The organism is Flavobacterium sp. GW823-FHT04A11, from assembly GCF_058796535.1.
Genome location: NZ_CM179503.1, coordinates 4063814 through 4081283, shown reverse-complemented (window position 1 = coordinate 4081283; position 17470 = coordinate 4063814). Strand labels below are relative to the sequence as shown.

13 protein-coding genes are annotated in these 17470 nt (G+C 35.9%); 8 read left to right on the top strand and 5 right to left on the bottom strand.

The genetic code is table 11. The annotated features are described in order from the left end of the window. Positions 1-98: 98 nt before the first annotated feature. Both rhaM and AC3QL1_RS17610 read left to right on the top strand, forming a co-directional pair. A complete protein-coding gene (gene rhaM, locus AC3QL1_RS17615; RefSeq protein ID WP_492493442.1) occupies positions 99-428 on the top strand; it encodes an L-rhamnose mutarotase in 330 nt (109 codons plus the stop codon). A gap of 237 nt (positions 429-665) precedes the next feature. After that, on the top strand, positions 666-1970 hold the full coding sequence (locus tag AC3QL1_RS17610; protein WP_492493440.1) for a glycoside hydrolase family 88/105 protein: 1305 nt from the start codon (positions 666-668) through the stop codon (positions 1968-1970). Positions 1971-2171: 201 nt separating this feature from the next. Here the strand turns inward: AC3QL1_RS17610 and AC3QL1_RS17605 are convergent, their stop codons facing one another. Together AC3QL1_RS17605 and AC3QL1_RS17600 are read right to left on the bottom strand one after the other, a co-directional pair. After that, on the bottom strand, positions 2172-4982 hold the full coding sequence (locus AC3QL1_RS17605; protein ID WP_492493438.1) for a glycoside hydrolase family 2 protein: 2811 nt from the start codon (positions 4980-4982) through the stop codon (positions 2172-2174). Positions 4983-5038: 56 nt separating this feature from the next. Next, on the bottom strand, positions 5039-6358 hold the full coding sequence (locus AC3QL1_RS17600; RefSeq protein WP_492493436.1) for a rhamnogalacturonan acetylesterase: 1320 nt from the start codon (positions 6356-6358) through the stop codon (positions 5039-5041). A 297-nt stretch (positions 6359-6655) separates the two neighbouring features. On the opposite strand from AC3QL1_RS17600, the gene AC3QL1_RS17595 reads away from it, so the two are divergent. Further along, positions 6656-8026 (top strand): glycoside hydrolase family 28 protein, encoded by a 1371-nt coding sequence (locus AC3QL1_RS17595; RefSeq protein WP_492493434.1) that lies wholly within the window; start codon positions 6656-6658, stop codon positions 8024-8026. Positions 8027-8044: 18 nt separating this feature from the next. On the opposite strand, the gene AC3QL1_RS17590 is transcribed toward AC3QL1_RS17595, so the two are convergent. The 3 genes from AC3QL1_RS17590 to AC3QL1_RS17580 form a co-directional block, all read right to left on the bottom strand. Continuing rightward, positions 8045-8350 (bottom strand): type II toxin-antitoxin system RelE/ParE family toxin, encoded by a 306-nt coding sequence (locus tag AC3QL1_RS17590; protein ID WP_492493432.1) that lies wholly within the window; start codon positions 8348-8350, stop codon positions 8045-8047. Then, positions 8334-8573 (bottom strand): hypothetical protein, encoded by a 240-nt coding sequence (locus AC3QL1_RS17585; RefSeq protein ID WP_492493430.1) that lies wholly within the window; start codon positions 8571-8573, stop codon positions 8334-8336. The genes AC3QL1_RS17590 and AC3QL1_RS17585 overlap by 17 nt, the downstream gene beginning before the upstream one ends. 104 nt (positions 8574-8677) lie before the next feature. Further along, positions 8678-9718, bottom strand: a complete 1041-nt coding sequence (locus AC3QL1_RS17580; RefSeq protein WP_492493428.1) for a GntR family transcriptional regulator — start codon at positions 9716-9718, stop codon at positions 8678-8680. A gap of 371 nt (positions 9719-10089) precedes the next feature. Between AC3QL1_RS17580 and rhaT the strand changes: the two genes are divergently transcribed. The 5 genes from rhaT to AC3QL1_RS17555 all read left to right on the top strand — a co-directional run bounded on the left by rhaT (position 10090) and on the right by AC3QL1_RS17555 (position 17338). Next, positions 10090-11139: an L-rhamnose/proton symporter RhaT gene (rhaT, locus tag AC3QL1_RS17575; RefSeq protein ID WP_492493426.1), complete on the top strand. Its 1050-nt coding sequence runs from the start codon at positions 10090-10092 to the stop codon at positions 11137-11139. Positions 11140-11166: 27 nt separating this feature from the next. Further along, entirely contained in the window at positions 11167-13308 is a 2142-nt protein-coding gene (locus tag AC3QL1_RS17570; RefSeq protein WP_492493424.1) for a bifunctional aldolase/short-chain dehydrogenase, read from the top strand. Between the two features lie 254 nt (positions 13309-13562). Further along, positions 13563-14837 carry a sugar isomerase gene (locus tag AC3QL1_RS17565; RefSeq protein WP_492493423.1) on the top strand — a complete coding sequence of 425 codons (1275 nt, stop codon included), beginning with the start codon at positions 13563-13565 and terminating at the stop codon, positions 14835-14837. Positions 14838-14910: 73 nt separating this feature from the next. Beyond that, entirely contained in the window at positions 14911-16272 is a 1362-nt protein-coding gene (locus AC3QL1_RS17560; protein ID WP_492493421.1) for an FGGY-family carbohydrate kinase, read from the top strand. Positions 16273-16597: 325 nt separating this feature from the next. Next, on the top strand, positions 16598-17338 hold the full coding sequence (locus AC3QL1_RS17555; RefSeq protein ID WP_492493419.1) for a (Fe-S)-binding protein: 741 nt from the start codon (positions 16598-16600) through the stop codon (positions 17336-17338). Positions 17339-17470 lie beyond the last annotated feature (132 nt).

Sequence of the window (17470 nt, the reverse complement as noted above, 5' to 3'; positions counted from 1 at the left end):
GTCACGAATTTTTTGTTTGTGAAATTAATTTCAAGAAAGAGATTAGTGATAATTAGTGCAATTCGTGTTGCTTTTTAACTTCCTAAAACATTCAAAAAATGAAAAGCAATACAACAATTCGGAATGCTTTTAAAATGAAATTAAAACCCGGTTTTGAGGAAGAATATAAAAAACGGCATGATGAAATTTGGCCGGAATTAGCGTCATTACTTTCAGAAACCGGAATTCAGGATTACAGCATTTTTTTGGATGAAGAAACTCTGACGCTTTTTGCAGTTCAAAAAATTAGCGCCGACTTTGATCAGAACTATTTACCAAATCATCCTATCATAAAAAAGTGGTGGGCGTATATGGCTGATATTATGGATACAAATCCTGATAATTCTCCGGTTGCGATTTCATTACGAGAAGTTTTTCATTTAGATTAAAGTTAATCTGTGGCAAAATATTCTAACACATAGAAACATAGATTAGAATCTAAATAAAAAGTCATTAAAGAAAATCAAGATTTTCAACACATAGCTATGTTTGTTTAAACAAGTGAAACGCCCTTTTGCGATTGCAAGACCTATGTTTCTATGTGTTAAAATCATTAAGTCCAATAAGCTAAAAACACAATTCTCATTTTAACAAGACAAACTATGAGCTATAAATCAGCCAAAATAATGACACTCTTCGCATTTGCAATAAGTACTTTTATCAATGCCCAAACCACCGATGCAACATCGCCATTACATTTAATGCAGCCCGATTATGTAACGCCATACGTGATTCCTGAGAAAGAAAATATCGAAAATGTAATGAACAGAGTTTATGCTTTTCTCGAAGAAAATACGGCATCGAAAGCTATAAATGTTAGTGATAATTCAGAAGTAAAAGATTTCAAAAAAGCAAAAGGAAAAATTAAATTTTCTCCCGGTGCTTTCCGGTTAACAAGTTATGAATGGGGCGTGACATATGCCGGAATGCTTTTGGCTACCGAGGCAACAGGAAATAAAAAATACGCAGATTATACCAATAAACGCTTGAAACTCATTGCAGATATTGCGGAGAATTATAAGCCGGAAAACCTAAAAGATTCTCCCGTTAATACCGTTCTAAATCCAAGAGCTTTGGATGATGCAGGCGCTTTGTGTGCGGCATTTATAAAAGCCAAAAAAGCTGGAATTAATGCCAATGTTGAACCCGTAATTAATAATTTTATCAAATACATCAGCGAAAAAGAATTCCGCCTAAAAGACGGAACACTCGCCAGAAACCGACCTCAGGATAATACGCTTTGGCTCGACGATATGTTTATGAGCGTTCCCGCACTTGCCCAAATGGGAAGTTATACCGGAGACGTAAAATATTTTGATGATGCCGTAAAGCAAGTCAACCAGTTTTCTCAAAGAATGTTCAACACCCAAAAGGGAATTTATATGCACGGCTGGGTAGAATCTATGCAGGTTCATCCCGAGTTTCATTGGGCCAGAGCCAATGGCTGGGCGGTGATGACAATGGTAGAATTATTAGAAGTTCTGCCCAAAAATCATCCCGGATATCCTCAGGTTTTGGCACAGTTGCAAAAACATATCGCCGGATTATTGCAGTATCAGGACGGAACGGGTTTTTGGCATCAATTATTGGATAGAAACGATACGTATCTGGAAACTTCGGCGACAGCCATTTATACCTACGCGATTGCCAGAGCCATAAATCGCGGTTATGTTGATAAAATGGCGTATACCCCCGCCGTTGTTTTGGCTTGGAATGCAGTTGCCTCAAAAGTTAATGCAAAAGGTCAGGTAGAAGGAACCTGCGTAGGAACAGGAATGGGTTTTGATCCCGCTTTTTACTACTATCGCCCCGTAAATTTATACGCCGCTCACGGTTACGGTCCCGTTTTATTAGCCGGCGCCGAGATGATTTTACTTTTGAAAAATACTCAGTTTGAGGTTAATGACAGTTCGATTCAGGTGAAAATGTAAAAGGGTTTCAAGTTTCAGGTTTTCTTTGTTTCAGGTTGCTGTAGTTTGTCATTTCGAGGAACGAGAAATCACATCCTGAGAGCAACGTATTGTAATTTCGTTATGTGATTTCTCGTTCCTCGAAATGACAAAACTATGTGTGTAAACTTTAGTTTATAGACAAAAGTTTAAATCTGAAACAAAATAAACCTGAAACAAAAATTATTCTCTAAAATCAAACCACAAATTCATCTTTATCCCATCATCGCCGCTTTTAATACGAATGTTTGTGGGCTGACTTTGTGGACCTTGCTGTTCTAAAGGTTTAAAATCGCGCATGGCCGGAATTTCATACATAAACGAAATATCACCTTCCGGAAATGCGGGTTGCGGATAACTTCCAGGGAAACCATTTTTAGGCAAATCAGGTGTAAATAATCTCAAAAATAAATTGTCAGATTCGCTGAAAACTTTAAAAGATGAGGTTCCGGCTTTTAAATTGGCGGCCAGTACATTGGCATGATATCCTTTAAATTCAGGATAAATTAAATTCTCAAAGCTTTCGCCTGTAATTGTATTGTTATAATCTTTCTCCCAAATGCCGTAAGTGGTGCCCTTAATTCGGTTTTTCCAAACGTGATACGGACCTCTTCCAAACCATTTGATTCCGGTAACTTCCTTTTCAGGAAAACTAAATGTTATTCCGAATGCGCTGATTTTATCTTCAAAAAAAGCACCGTCAAAACCTTCACCGCCGGTTGCATTTTTCAAGGCAATTAATTCCATTTTAAACCTTCCGTCAGGTTCCATAATCCATTTTATGGAAGATAAACCGCCAATATAATTTACAATGCAAACCGCTTTTTCGCCTTCCTGAGAAATTTGTATATCTTTTAATTTGGCTTTCATTCCAATTGGCCGCGGGCCATTTGTCAGCGGAATTGTGGAAGTTCCGTTTTTTACAGACGCGATTTCTCCGCTCAACGCATCCAAAGTTACCGTCACATTATTTCCTTTTAGAATAATGTCATTGCCTGATTTTACGACAGAAGCTTTTGCTTTTGTATTCTCAACTGCTAAAAATTTAGCGGCATAATATTTTGCTTTATGAATAGGCCACGTCCAGGTATAAATTTCTTTATTAAACTGATCATAAGCAGAAACAGACAAAACATCGCCATCAATAAAATTCTTGGGAACAGCAAACTGAATTTTTCTTGTTTCTCCCGGATCAATACTCGGAATCTCGATTTTCCCGGAACTAATTGCTGACGAAGTTCCGTTTGTATAAAGAACATCATCATCTGATTTTAGGATTTTAAATTCCATTTTGCAGGAATTCAAATTACTAAAAAGATAATCATTCGAAATTAAAAACGAACCGTCAAAAGCTGATGTAACCTGTTTTGGCAGAAACTGAATTGGCGCCCAGACTTCTTTTACCGTATAATAGCTGCCTTCTCTTTCGCGATGAGGTCCCAGAATTCCATCCGCGGCAAGTGAACCTTTCGAATCAAATTTTGCATCGCCCGTCCAGTCAGAGCGTTTCACGGCTTCGTCTAACATCGCCCACATAAATCCTCCGGCAAAAAGCGGACTTTCCTTATAGCGATTCCAGAAATCTTCCAGAGCCGCTCCGTGACCATTGTCATAAGTTCCGTGCATGAATTCCGTTGGAAAAAATACATTTTCACCGGCATTAAAACGATGCATTCCTGTTAAATAAGTGGGATAATGATGCGTGTCCCAACCATTAAAATCAGCCCAGGGATGAATTACAATTCTTTTCTGTGGATCATTTTCGGCAAAAACTTTATCCACGTCGTAATTCCAGCCGCCTTCATTTCCGTTATCCCAAATAATTACCGATGGATGATTGACATCGCGCGTCATCATTTCTGTGACTAATTTAGTTCCCGTTTCCATATCGTACGAATTTTGCCAGCCCGCCAATTCATCCAGAACAAAAAGCCCGAGAGAATCACAAACGTCTAAAAAATGATCGTCAGGCGGATAATGTCCGCGAACGGCGTTCATGTTCATATCTTTCAATAATTTTACGTCTAATTCGCTGATTCGCTTGCTGGTACTTCTTCCACCTTCCGGCCAAAACGAATGACGGTTAATTCCCTTCATGATAATTTTGGTGCCGTTTACATAAATTCCGTCTTGTTTTTTGAATTCTAAAGTTCTAAAACCAATGCGTTTATTGTATTGATGAAGTACAGTTCCGTTTTGTTTTAAAACAAGCTTTAAATCATATAAATTAGGCATTTCAGGATTCCACGGTTTAATGTTTTTCCATTGTGCAGATATGGATTCCTTTACAATTTTCGCTTTAAGCGGAAAAGTAAAAGTTTCGAAATTTTCACCGTTAAAACCTTTAAGCGAAGCTTCTAAAATTGTGTTTTTAGGAATGTTTTTCAAATTAACATCGACCGTTACAGAACCATCCATTTTCGGATTTACGGCAATATGTTCAATATGCGTTTTAGGAGAAACTTCCAGCCAAACCGGACGATAAATTCCGCCAAAAAGCCACCAATCTGCCCGACGTTCTGCCGCATTAACCGATTTATTGGCAGAATGTTTCCAGGCATGAACTTCCAAAAGATTCTTAGAACCGAATTTTAATAAAGACGAAATATCATATTTAAATTCATAAAATCCTCCCTGATGAATCGCTCCGGCGAGTTTTCCGTTGACTTTTACTTCGGTATCCGTCATTGCGCCTCCAAAGGCAATCAAAATATTTTTGTCCTTATAATTGGCAGGAATTTCAAATTCATATTTGTACAAACCTTCTTCTTTGCTTGGCTCTTTTTGGTTCAATTCCTTATACCAGCGACCGTATGTATATTCGCCAAAACCTTCTAATTCCCATTGAGACGGAACATTGATCTTAGACCATTTTTGACTGTTATTTCCGGCCGTGCAATAAAAATCCCATTGCACCGGATGTTCAAAATCTGTTCCCGAAAGATAGATTTTATCGGTTTGCTGTGCGCTTGTATTTTGATTAAAAAAAAGCAAAAAAGCAAGAGTTTGAAGTGTAGTTTTTAACAGCATAATAATTGATTCTATGATGATTAATTACCATCTGGTTTAGCAATTTCAAAACGGTTACTCATCGGAAGTGTCCAGTTTGAAATATGATTTGGTTTCTTTGGATTGTAATTTGAAGTTTCTTTTGTAATGTGTTTTTTCAACGGAATATTAACTTCGCGAATTCTCTGAAGCACGCAAAGAGCAATTTCATTCGCCCCAAAACTATTAAAATGCGTATTATCTTCCAGCGCTTTTTCTTGTCCCGGAAAAGTATTCGCCGGATATTGTACAAAAGCTTTTCGGGAAGGATCATCTCCCCAGGCTTCGTAAAGCTGCGTTGTTATTTTCGTTAGATCGATAAGCGCAATATTATTTTTTTGAGCAACCGAACGCATCGCTGCGGGAAAGTCGCCATGCGTTTCTTTTAAAGTTCCATTTTCATTAAAAAACCGTCGCTGAGTTGGTGTTACCAAAACCGGAATCGCGCCTTTCTCTTTTGCAGATTGAACAAATTCAGTTAATAAATCAGAATAAGATTCCCAAGCACCATTTCCTGCGCCTTTTATTTTTTCATCATTATGACCGAATTCTACAAACAGATAATCTCCTTTTTTAATTTCTAAAAGTATTTTTTTCAATCGGTTTGAATTTTTGAAAGAACTTAAAGAAGATCCTGAATACGCGTAATTTGCAACAACAATATTAGGATCAAAATAATTCGTAATAAATTGTCCCCATGAAGCCCACGGCTCTACATCCTGATCTGTAACCGTAGAATCTCCGGCTAAATAAACTACTGTTAAATCCTCTTTCTTGGTGATTTTTATGCTTTGAATGGAAACTTCGCCCAAAAATTCCAGCGTGAGTTTTTCATCCCAATCAAAAATATCCTTTTCGCGATCTTTTAAAGTAATATTGAGATTGTCATTTATTTTGGGAGTTCGCACGTTGACGTTGAAGACCTTTGTGGATTGTTTTCCTTTTTTGACAGAAAATTGATTAAGCATTAATCTTCTCGATTCGGCTTTTATAGTAACATTCGATTCTTTTTGGGAATTTCCTATCACCACTTCAACCTGATAATTTCCTTCGGGAAGTGCAACAGAAAAGTAAGTTGGTTTTTCTGTAGAAAACGAATTGGAATTGATTTTTACGTTTGTAGCAGTATTAAAATCAAAACCATATCCCAAATTGGAATCATAAACCAAAGCAGAATTAATGATAATTGCTTTTGAGTTCTTTGTTGCAGTTCCAAAATCAAACCATAAATATTTTGTGTTTTTAATAATGTCGTTTAAAGGCGCAGCAAAGGCAAAAGCCGAAATAAAAAAACAAAGAAAAAGGGTTTTGAATTTGGTCACTTTTGTAAGATTTTGATTGGTTTGCTATTCAAATCTAATCGTTCATTTTTGATAAAGTATCCTGTACTATGATGTTAAAATAAGAATCTGATAATTATTAAATCTATTAAGAAATAATATTTTGTTTAGAAGAATATCAGCTATTTTATTAATTATAAAAGGATAGTGCAGGATAGTTTTTCTTTTGGTATTTTCTTACTTTACTAATAAAATGTTATTTTGATTTAGCTAAATAATCTTCAATAATATATTCAAAAAGCATGAAATTCCTTAATTGTAATTAAAAATAGTTTCATCATGAAAAGAATAATCTTTGGTTCTGCGCTATTGTTTTCGCTTCTTTTACTATCGTTTCAGAAAGATTCGTCTTGTGTAATAGTACAAGAAGTTGTCGTAAAAACGCCTTTTGAAATGCCTGCAATCAAAATTCCGGATTTTAGCAATTGTAAGGAATATTCTATCGTAGATTTTGGTGCTATAAAAGGAAACAAGGACAAAATATCAGATGCCATAAATAAAGCGATTGCAAAAGCCAATAAAGCGGGAGGTGGAATTGTTGTGATTCCTGAAGGCGAGTGGATTACGAAAAAAATCCATTTTAAGAGCAATATTAACCTCCATTTGCAAAAAGGAGCAGTTTTACTTTTCTCAGAAGATCCAAAAGACTATTTACCGGCTGTTCGTTCGACTTGGGAAGGTTACGAATGCTATAATTATTCGCCTCTGATTTATGCCTACCAATGTAAAAATATAGCCATTACCGGAGAAGGAGAATTAAAGGCAAAAATGGATGTGTGGAAAGAATGGTTTGCCCGACCAAAGGCGCATATGGAAAGTCTGAAAAAATTGTATTTTCTGGCTTCGTACAACAAACCAATGAAAGAGCGCCAAATGGCAAATGATTCGGCGCATTTTCGACCTCAGTTTATTCAGTTCAATCGCTGTGAGAATATTGTAATGGATGGCGTTACGATTACAAATAGTCCGTTTTGGACGATTCATCCTTTCTTGTCTAAAAATGTGGTACTTAGAAACCTAAATGTCTATGCACACGGACATAATAATGATGGTGTTGATCCGGAAATGAGTCAGAATATGTTGATCGAAAACTGTGTTTTTGATCAGGGTGATGATGCAATTGCTATAAAATCAGGAAGTAATCAGGATGCATGGCGATTAAATACACCTTCAAAAAATGTTGTAATGCGAAATTGTACGGTTAAAAACGGACATCAATTGGTCGCCATTGGAAGCGAACTTTCCGGCGGAATAGAAAATGTATTTATAGATAATTGCACTGTCGTTGATGGCGCAAAACTGAATCATCTTCTTTTTATTAAAACCAACGAACGCCGCGGAGGATACGTTAACAATATTTATATGAGCAACATAACCTGCGGTAAAATCGACGAAGGAATCCTGGGAATCGAAACAGATGTTATGTACCAATGGAGAAACCTGGTTCCCACAATTGAAAAAAAGCTCACGCCAATAAAAAACGTCTATCTTGAAAATATAAAAGCAACAAATGTAAAGTTTATTTCAAGAATCCTGGCTCAGAAAGAACTACCTGTTGAGAATGTTTTTCTTAAAAATATCAAAGCAGAAAATGTTTCCGTGAAAAATGATATTCACGAAAATGTGGTGAATTTTGAGAGGAAGGATTGATTGGGTGAAGGTTTAGTTTTATTTTAATTTTCTTATCCTTGGATTTTGACGATTTGAAAAGAATGATAAAATTTCAACTGTATGATTTTTTACTTGATAATATAATGTATTATGTTTAGCAACAATAACTCTTCGAATTTCGTTTTTAAAATCAGAGGCTTGAAAAAGATTTGGATTGTGTGAAAGTAAGTTTACGGTTTTTTCAATTTCTTTTGCAAAATTTTGTAACTCTCTTTCTGTCCAGTTTTCATCGATGTATTCAATGGTTTCTTTTAATTCACTTAAAGCAAAATCTGTCCATAAGATTTTATAACCATTTGTCATAAAGTTGTTTCGCTTTTGAATGTGAATTTAATTTTCCTGCTTCTGAATCTTGCAATCCTTTTTCTATAGATTGCTTTTCGTTTTCAGAAATAGAATTCCACCAATCTTTATTCTCCTGTTTTTTTAGATCTATAATTTTATTTAGCACAGACAAATCTTCAATAGTTGACAACCATTGAATCAATTCTAACTTTTTATTTTGTATATTTAAATCAGCTTTCATAATAAATAGAATTACTTTTCAAAAGTACATTTTAATTTCAAAAGTTGTATGTAAGGAGGTGTTAAACTCTTCTTTAATATGTCTTTTTAATTTTGTTTTTAATTCTAAATCGAATTCCTGTCAATAAAATTAAACGGCACTTTTACAGAACCTTTTTCTTTATTCAGAATCATTCGCGCTGCGGTTTCTCCCATTACATTAAAATCAGTCGACATTACAGTGATGCCTAAAAGCTCTTTTAAAGGCGTATCATTATACGAGATTACGCCAATATCTTTTCCTAAAACATATTCTTCGTCGCGAATTTGTTTCATTAAATTCACGAGATCAGATTCTTCGATGGTGATAAATAAATCGCCTTTTTTAAGCACCATATCATCATAAACTTCGCTCAGGATTTCAAAATTGATTTCGTGTTCGACACAAAACTTTTTAAAACCGTGCAAAATTCGTCGTGGATAAGGGTAAACAGCTTTTTCAGGATAAATCAGGATCAACCTTTTATATTTGGTTATTTTGGCAAGTCCTTCTTTTAAAGCGTTGTAAATATCATTTTCAAAATCCTGATAAATTTTGATGATTTCCCCTTCCATGTTCAGTTTTATGTTATCCATAATAACCAGTTTTTCCTGCGGAATTCGTTGAATTGCTTTTACAACATCATCGGTAAAACTCAAATGTTTTAATTCATCGGTTTTAAAATGCGTTGTGATAACGTAATAATCATAAACGCCTTCAAATTTATCTAACAGGTTCAAAAATAAGGTTTCATCACAATGATAAATATGCAAATCAACATGAGCATTGGCGCCAACCGTATTGATAAAAGAGTTGTACGTTTTCATTTTGTACGCACTCAGTTTATTAAAAAGAAATAAGATATTGACTTTCGATTCCAGTTTGGTTCGGGTAATATAATAGCCTTTTCCACGAATGGAGGAGATGATTTTTCGCTCTTTTAAAATATTATAAGCCTTTTCAACCGTATCTCTCGACATATAAAACTCCTCGCTAAAGCTGTTTATAGAAGGGATTTTTTGATTTATTTTCAAATTTCCGTTGGCAATATTCTGCAGGATCGAGTCTACAATTTGTTTGTATTTCGGAACTCTTGAATCTTCATCTATTTTGATAAGTTTGATCATGGGCTTGTAATTGCAAATCACGTTCGTTTTACAAAGCGTAATTTTAAATTATATTTTTTTTGTAAAAAGCTTTAAATTAGTTTATTACCTGTTTTGTTGTTGTTTTCAATTGTAGGCGACACTAAATTTAGGTTACTTAATTCTTAATCTGATTTTTTATTTATTAAATATATGTGATATTAATAATTCCGAAATCGATTGCTAAAATAGAAATTTTAAATTTATTTTTTCAATATAATGAGACTCATCTTTGCAATACCTCTCGGTTTTAACATATAATATAAAGGATAGTACAGGATAGTTTTGTTTTTTACATTTTCTTATTTTACCAAACGAGATTAACTATCACATAACCACAAACAAATTTATAAATGGAATCATTATTAGGAATCATTTTTCACTCCATTGGCGGATTTTCTTCAGGGAGTTTTTATATGCCATTCAAAAAAGTTAAAAATTGGGCTTGGGAAAGCTACTGGCTCGTTGGAGGTTTTTTCTCCTGGCTTATCGTTCCGCCAATTGCAGCCTATTTAACGATTCCGAATTTTGTTGAAATTATTTCAGCAGCGTCACCAGCGATAAAAGCGTTTACTTTCTCCATGGGATTAATTTGGGGAATTGGAGGATTGACCTACGGATTAGGCGTTCGCTATCTCGGCATGTCACTTGGAAATTCTATCGTATTGGGTTTCTGTTCTGCTTTCGGAGCCTTAGTACCTTCTATTTATTATAATTTTCATCCAATAGAAGGAAAAATTTCCTTTACAGATATGCTTCACAGCACTGGCGGACAACTAGTTTTGTTAGGTGTTGCAGTTTGCCTTATCGGAATTGCTATTTCCGGAAAAGCAGGAATTCTTAAAGAAAAAGATTTTGCCGTTGGGCATGAAGATAAAGACAAAGATTTTAATTTGACTAAAGGATTAATTATCGCCGTAATATCAGGAATTCTAAGTTCTTTTTTCAACTACGGAATCGAAGCCGGAAAACCAATGGCAGAAGCTGCTGTAGTATCAGGTTGTAATCCTTTATTTCAAAATAATGTTACCTATATCGTGCTGCTTTGGGGTGGACTTACAACGAATTTTATTTGGTGTATGTACCTTAATTTCAAAAATAAAACCTTTGGAGATTACACCAACAAACAATCACCAATTACAAAAAACATCCTTTTTTCTGCACTTGCCGGAACCATGTGGTTTTTGCAATTTTTCTTCTACGGAATGGGCGAAAGCAAACTAGGAAACGGAGCCAGTTCATGGATCCTGCACATGGCAACGATTATCCTGACAGCCAATTTCTGGGGATTCTATTTGAAAGAATGGAAAGGAGTTTCCAAAAAAACATTCAATACTTTTTTATGGGGAATTGCACTGATCATGCTTTCAATAGTATTGGTCGGAATTGGAAACTCATTATAAATTACAACAACCAATACCATTTATATAATGTCGAATACAAATACCATCAATAAGAATTTTAAGCACGCGAGCTACCTTTGGGATGAATCCAAAGCAGCGGCCTTGGCAGGGGATGAAGTTGCGCTTTTCATTTATCGTTCCAATTTACTGGGCGCTGATTTACGATTGACCAATTACGGAGGAGGAAACACTTCGGTAAAAATTACCGATAAAGATCCCTTAACGGGAGAAAGCTCAGAGGTAATGTGGATCAAAGGATCAGGCGGGGATATCGGAACTTTGACCAAATCAGGCTGTGCGGCACTTTATTTGGACAGGCTTCGTAATTTGGAGAATGTTTACAAAGGCATAGAATTCGAAGACGAAATGGTAGAATTGTTCAATCACTGTATTTTTGATTTGGCTTCTAAAGCGCCATCAATTGACACACCATTACACGGTTTTTTACCTTTCAAACATATTGATCACTTGCATCCAGATGCGGCAATTGCAATCGCTGCAGCCAAAGACGGTGCAAAAATCACTGAAGAATTATTCGACGGGGAAATCGGCTGGGTAGGCTGGCAGCGTCCGGGATTTGATCTTGGATTACAATTAAGATCCTGCCTTGAAGAAGCAGAGAAAAAAGGAAAAAAACTAAGAGGCATCATGCTGGGCTCCCACGGACTTTTTACCTGGGGCGATACTTCGTATGAAAGCTATATCAACACACTTGAAGTGATCGAGAAATGCGCCACTTATCTTGAGAATAACTACGGAAAAAAACGTCCTGTTTTTGGAGGACAAAAAATACAAAGTCTTGATGAAGCATCAAGAAAACTAAAAGCAGCAAAAGTAGCGCCGATTTTAAGAGGTTTCTGCTCTTCGGAACGCCAAATGATCGGACATTATACTGATGATGCAAGGGTTTTGGAATTCATCAACTCCAATGATTTGGAAAAACTGGCACCACTTGGAACTTCGTGTCCGGACCACTTTTTAAGAACCAAAATCAGTCCGCTTGTTTTGGAACTGGATCCAAACGAGGACTTATCAGATGTAAACACCATCAAAGCAAAACTAACACCTTCTTTTGAAGCTTACAGAGCGATGTACAAAGATTACTACAATGCCTGCAAAAAACATAATTCACCGGCAATGCGTGACCCGAACCCGGTGGTTATTTTATATCCGGGAGTTGGAATGTTCACTTTTGCCAAAGATAAAACCATGGCACGTTTGGCATCAGAATATTATGTGAATGCGGTGAATGTTATGAAAGGCGCAGAAGCCGTTTCTGAATATACTTCACTTCCGCATCAGGAAGCTTTTGATATCGAATACTGGTTGCTTGAAGAAGCTAAATTGCAACGTATGCCAAAACCAAAAGCATTATCGGGAAGGGTTGCCCTAATCACCGGATCTGCCGGAGGAATAGGAAAAGCAATTGCCAAAAAGTTTGCCCAGGAAGGAGCCTGTGTGATTATCAACGATATCAATGAAGAAAGACTTGAAGAAGCGACAAAAGATTTCATCAAAACCTTTGGAAAAGATGCCGTTTCAAGCACACTTTTAAATGTAACGGATGAAAAAAGCACAGAAAAAGCATTGGATGAAGCAAGCCTTGCTTTTGGAGGCGTGGATATCGTGGTGAACAACGCCGGGATCAGCATTTCAAAATCAATCGCAGAACACACTTTGGAAGAATGGGACAGATTATATGACATTCTGGTAAAAGGACAATTTATTGTTTCAAAAGCAGGAATCGAAGTAATGAGAAAACAAGGCTTTGGTGGCGATATTGTAAACATCGTATCAAAAAATGCTGTTGTAGCAGGACCAAACAATCCGGGTTACGGATCGGCAAAAGCGGCCCAGGCACATTTAACGCGTCTTATGGCTGCGGAATTGGGAGCAGATAAAATCCGTGTCAATACGGTAAATCCGGATGCAGTGATTTCGGATTCCAATATTTGGTCTGGAGGCTGGGCAGAAGGACGTGCCAAAGCCTATGGCATTACGGTAGAAGAATTACCGGCTTATTATGCCAAACGCACCTTACTCAATGAAATCATATTGCCCGATGATATTGCCAATGCGTGTTTTGCATTTACAGGAGGATTGTTGAGCAAATCAACAGGAAATGCCTTAAATGTAGACGGCGGAGTATCTATGGGTTTCTATAGATAAAAAAACACCTTTACGAGTAATTTTTAATACATAGAAACATAGAATTATTGAGCGTAAAAAGGCGTTTCACTTGCATTAATGCATCCCGAAGCTTCGGGAATATGTGTGAGAAACGAGTTTCTTTTTTATTTCTTTTTTCGAAAATACAAAGTCTATGTTTCTATGTGTTTAATTAATTTTTTAGGTATTAAAGTATAATAAAACAGGAATTCAAATTATATTTAGCAATTGAAATTCCATTAAAAGAAAATAATATGTTAATTGGATCAAACAAAATAGAATCTCACAACGATGAGATCCTTAAAAAACATCAAAATAAATTTGCTTTTACACTTTCAGAAATTGGTGATGCAGAAGCTATTATTAAAAAATTAATCGATTTTCAAATTGCGATTCCATCTTGGGCATTAGGAACAGGAGGAACAAGATTTGGACGTTTTGCAGGAGGTGGAGAACCACGTTCGATAGAAGAAAAAATCGAAGATGTAGGTTTGCTCCATGCTTTAAACAAAGCTTCGGGAGCGATTTCATTGCATATTCCGTGGGATATTCCAACGGATTATCAGGCAATTAAAAACTTAGCCGGACAACACGGTTTAAAGTTTGACGCTATGAACTCAAATACTTTTCAGGATCAGGCAAATCAGGAACATACCTATAAATTCGGTTCTTTACAAAACGTAAACAAAGCAGTTCGTAAACAAGCGATCGCACATAACATCGAGGTTATCAAACACGGAATCGAATTAGGATCTGAATCGTTAACAGTTTGGTTAGCAGACGGATCTTCTTTTCCTGGACAATTGAACTTTCGTAAAGCATACCAAAATACGTTGGAAAGTTTAGAAGAAATCTACGACGCTTTGCCATCCAACTGGAAATTATTTTTAGAATACAAATGTGCAGAACCCAACTTTTATTCCACAACAGTGGCAGATTGGGGACAATCTTATTCTTATGTGAAAAAATTGGGAGACAAAGCACAAACATTAGTTGATTTAGGACACCATTTGCCAAATGCAAATATTGAGCAAATCGTTTCTTTATTATTAATGGAAAATAAATTAGGTGGATTTCACTTTAACGACTCCAAATACGGAGATGACGATTTAACTGCCGGAGCTTTAAAACCATATCAGTTATTTTTGATTTTCAATGAATTGGTAGAAGGAATGGACGCCAGAGGAATGAATCACGCCAAAGATTTAGGCTGGATGATCGATGCTTCGCACAACATAAAAGATCCTTTGGAAGATTTATTACAATCTGTAGAAGCGATTATGATTGCCTACGCACAGGCACTTTTGGTAGACAGAAAAGCATTAGAAATCGCTCAGCATGAGAACGATGTCGTAAAAGCACAGGAAATTCTGCAAAACGCTTTCCGCACAGATGTTCGCGCACTGGTTGCAGAAGCTCGTTTGCGTTCAGGAGCGGCTTTAAATCCGGTTGAATTGTACCGCAGTCTTGCTGTTAGAAAAAATCTAATTGGCGAAAGAGGATTAAAAACGATGGCAACAGGATTGTAATTATGAGTTATGAGTTATAGGTTAACTCTTCTGTAATTCATAATTTATAATTCATAATTTATAACTAACTAAAATGAATGTAGTTGCAATTTTTGATATTGGAAAAACCAACAAAAAGGTATTTTTATTTGATGAAAACTATAGAATTGTTTGGGAAAAATCAGTAAATCTGAACGAAACAGTCGATGAAGATGGTTTTCCATGTGAAGATATTGAAGTGCTCAAAAACTGGATTCTCGACCGATTATCAGAAATAAAAGAACTGAACAATTATGTTCTAAAAGCAATAAATTTTAGTACTTACGGTGCCAGTTTTGTGTATGTTGACGATAAAGGCGAAGTTTTGACGCCTTTGTACAATTATCTGAAAGATTATCCAAAAGAACTAAAAGACAACTTTTACAAAAAATACAGAGGAGAAGAGGTTTTTGCAGTAAAAACAGCTTCTCCTGTTTTAGGAAGCCTGAATTCAGGAATGCAGATTTACAGGCTAAAAGAAGAAAATCCGGAGCTGTTTGAAAAGGTAAAATATTGCCTGCATTTGCCGCAATATTTAAGTTTTCTGCTTACAGGAGAAGCGTATACCGATATTACAAGCATTGGATGCCATACGAATCTTTGGAATTTTAAAAAGATGAAGTATCACAAATGGCTTAAAAATGAAGGTATAAAAGAGAAACTTCCGCCAATTCATCCCGGAAGAGATATTATTAAAAAAGAAAATGACATTGCTGTGGGAATCGGTCTGCACGACAGTTCATCGGCGATTATTCCGTACACGATCAATTTTACAGAACCGTTCGTTTTATTATCAACAGGAACCTGGAGTATTTCTCTCAATCCGTTTAATAATAAGCCTTTAACGTTTGAAGAGCTTAAAAACGATTGTTTGTGTTATATGCAATACAGCGAAAAACCGGTAAAAGCAGCCCGATTATTTTCGGGTAACGAACATGAAATTCAGGCCAAAAGACTGGCAGAACATTTTAATGTACCGTTTGACAGTTTTAAGGATATTTATTTTGATAAAAAAATTGTTTCAAATTTAAGAGCTTTAAATTTCCAGATTGTTTATCCAAAGAAATATGATTTTGATATTCTAAAGGAATGTCCGTTTCAAAAAAGAGATCTCAATACATTTAAAAGTTACGATGTTGCGTACCATCAATTAATGCTGGATCTCGTTGAACAGCAGTTTTTTTCGACTAATTTAGTGATTCATAACAGTCCCGTAAAGAAGATTTTCGTGGACGGAGGTTTCAGTAAAAATTCAATTTTCATGAATTTACTGGCAGAGGCTTTTCCGGATATAGAAGTTTATGCAGCTTCAATGGCGCAGGCGAGTGCTTTGGGTGCAGCATTGGCGATTCATCAAAACTGGAATCCAAAACCAATACAGAATGATTTGATTGATTTGAAGTTTTATAAGCACTAGAGTTTGGAATTAAAATTTAGAATTAAAAATTAAAAATCTGTTTGATTGTAGAGAAGCATAGATAATTTTGTCATTTTTGTCATTCCGAGGAACGAGGAATCTCCGCTAGAAACTCGCCAAAGATTGGGTCTGCAAATTGACACGTAGCTACTTACGGAGATTCCTCGTTCCTCGGAATGACAAAAATGAGAATAGATTTGCTAAAAGAAAATAACCACAGATTAAAAAGATGAAAAGGATCAAAGAAAAATCTGCTCAATCTGCGAAATCTGCGAGAAAAAATATTATACACGTAGTCTATGTGTTAAAATAATAATACAGTAATATGAAAATCGGATTATTTATACCGTGTTATGTCGATCAGTTTTATCCAAAAGTAGGTATTGCAACCTATGAACTTTTGCAGAAATTAGGCTGTGAAGTTCATTTTCCAATGGGGCAAACCTGTTGCGGACAACCCATGGCAAACAGCGGATATCAATATTTAACCAAAGGATGCGATGCCAATTTTATAGCCAATTTTGCTGGTTTTGATTATATTGTTTGTCCTTCGGGAAGTTGTGTTTTGCATGTAAAAGAGCATTTACACGATGAAAAACAAGAAGATGTTGCAGCAGAAATGCGTAAAAAAATTTTTGAATTAACAGAGTTTATTACCGACATTCTGAAAATAGATCATATTGAAGGAAACTTTCCGTACAGAGTTGGAATGCACGTAAGCTGTCACGGTCAAAGAGGTTTAAAGCTTTCGCAGATGACAGAATTAAACGCGCCATTTTTCTCCAAACCAGAACAATTATTACACAGTATAAAAGGACTTGATTTGGTTTCTTTATCCAGAAAAGACGAATGCTGTGGTTTTGGAGGAACATTTTGCGTTACCGAGGAAGCCGTTTCTGTAAAAATGGGTCAAGACCGAATCAAAGATCATGAAAATCATCAGGTTGATTATATTACAGGTGGTGATATGTCGTGTTTAATGCATTTAGAAGGAATTCTGAAAAGGCAAAAAAGCAGGGTAAAAACGATTCATATTGCCGAAATATTAAATTCAATCGAAAACTAAAATAAATGTTGAGTGTGTTTTTTAACCGCAAAGTTCGCAAAGAAAAAATACGCAAAGCACGCTAAGATTAAAAATTAGCTTTGCGAACCTTGCGTAAAAACCTTGCGAACTTTGCGGTTAAATAAAGCATAC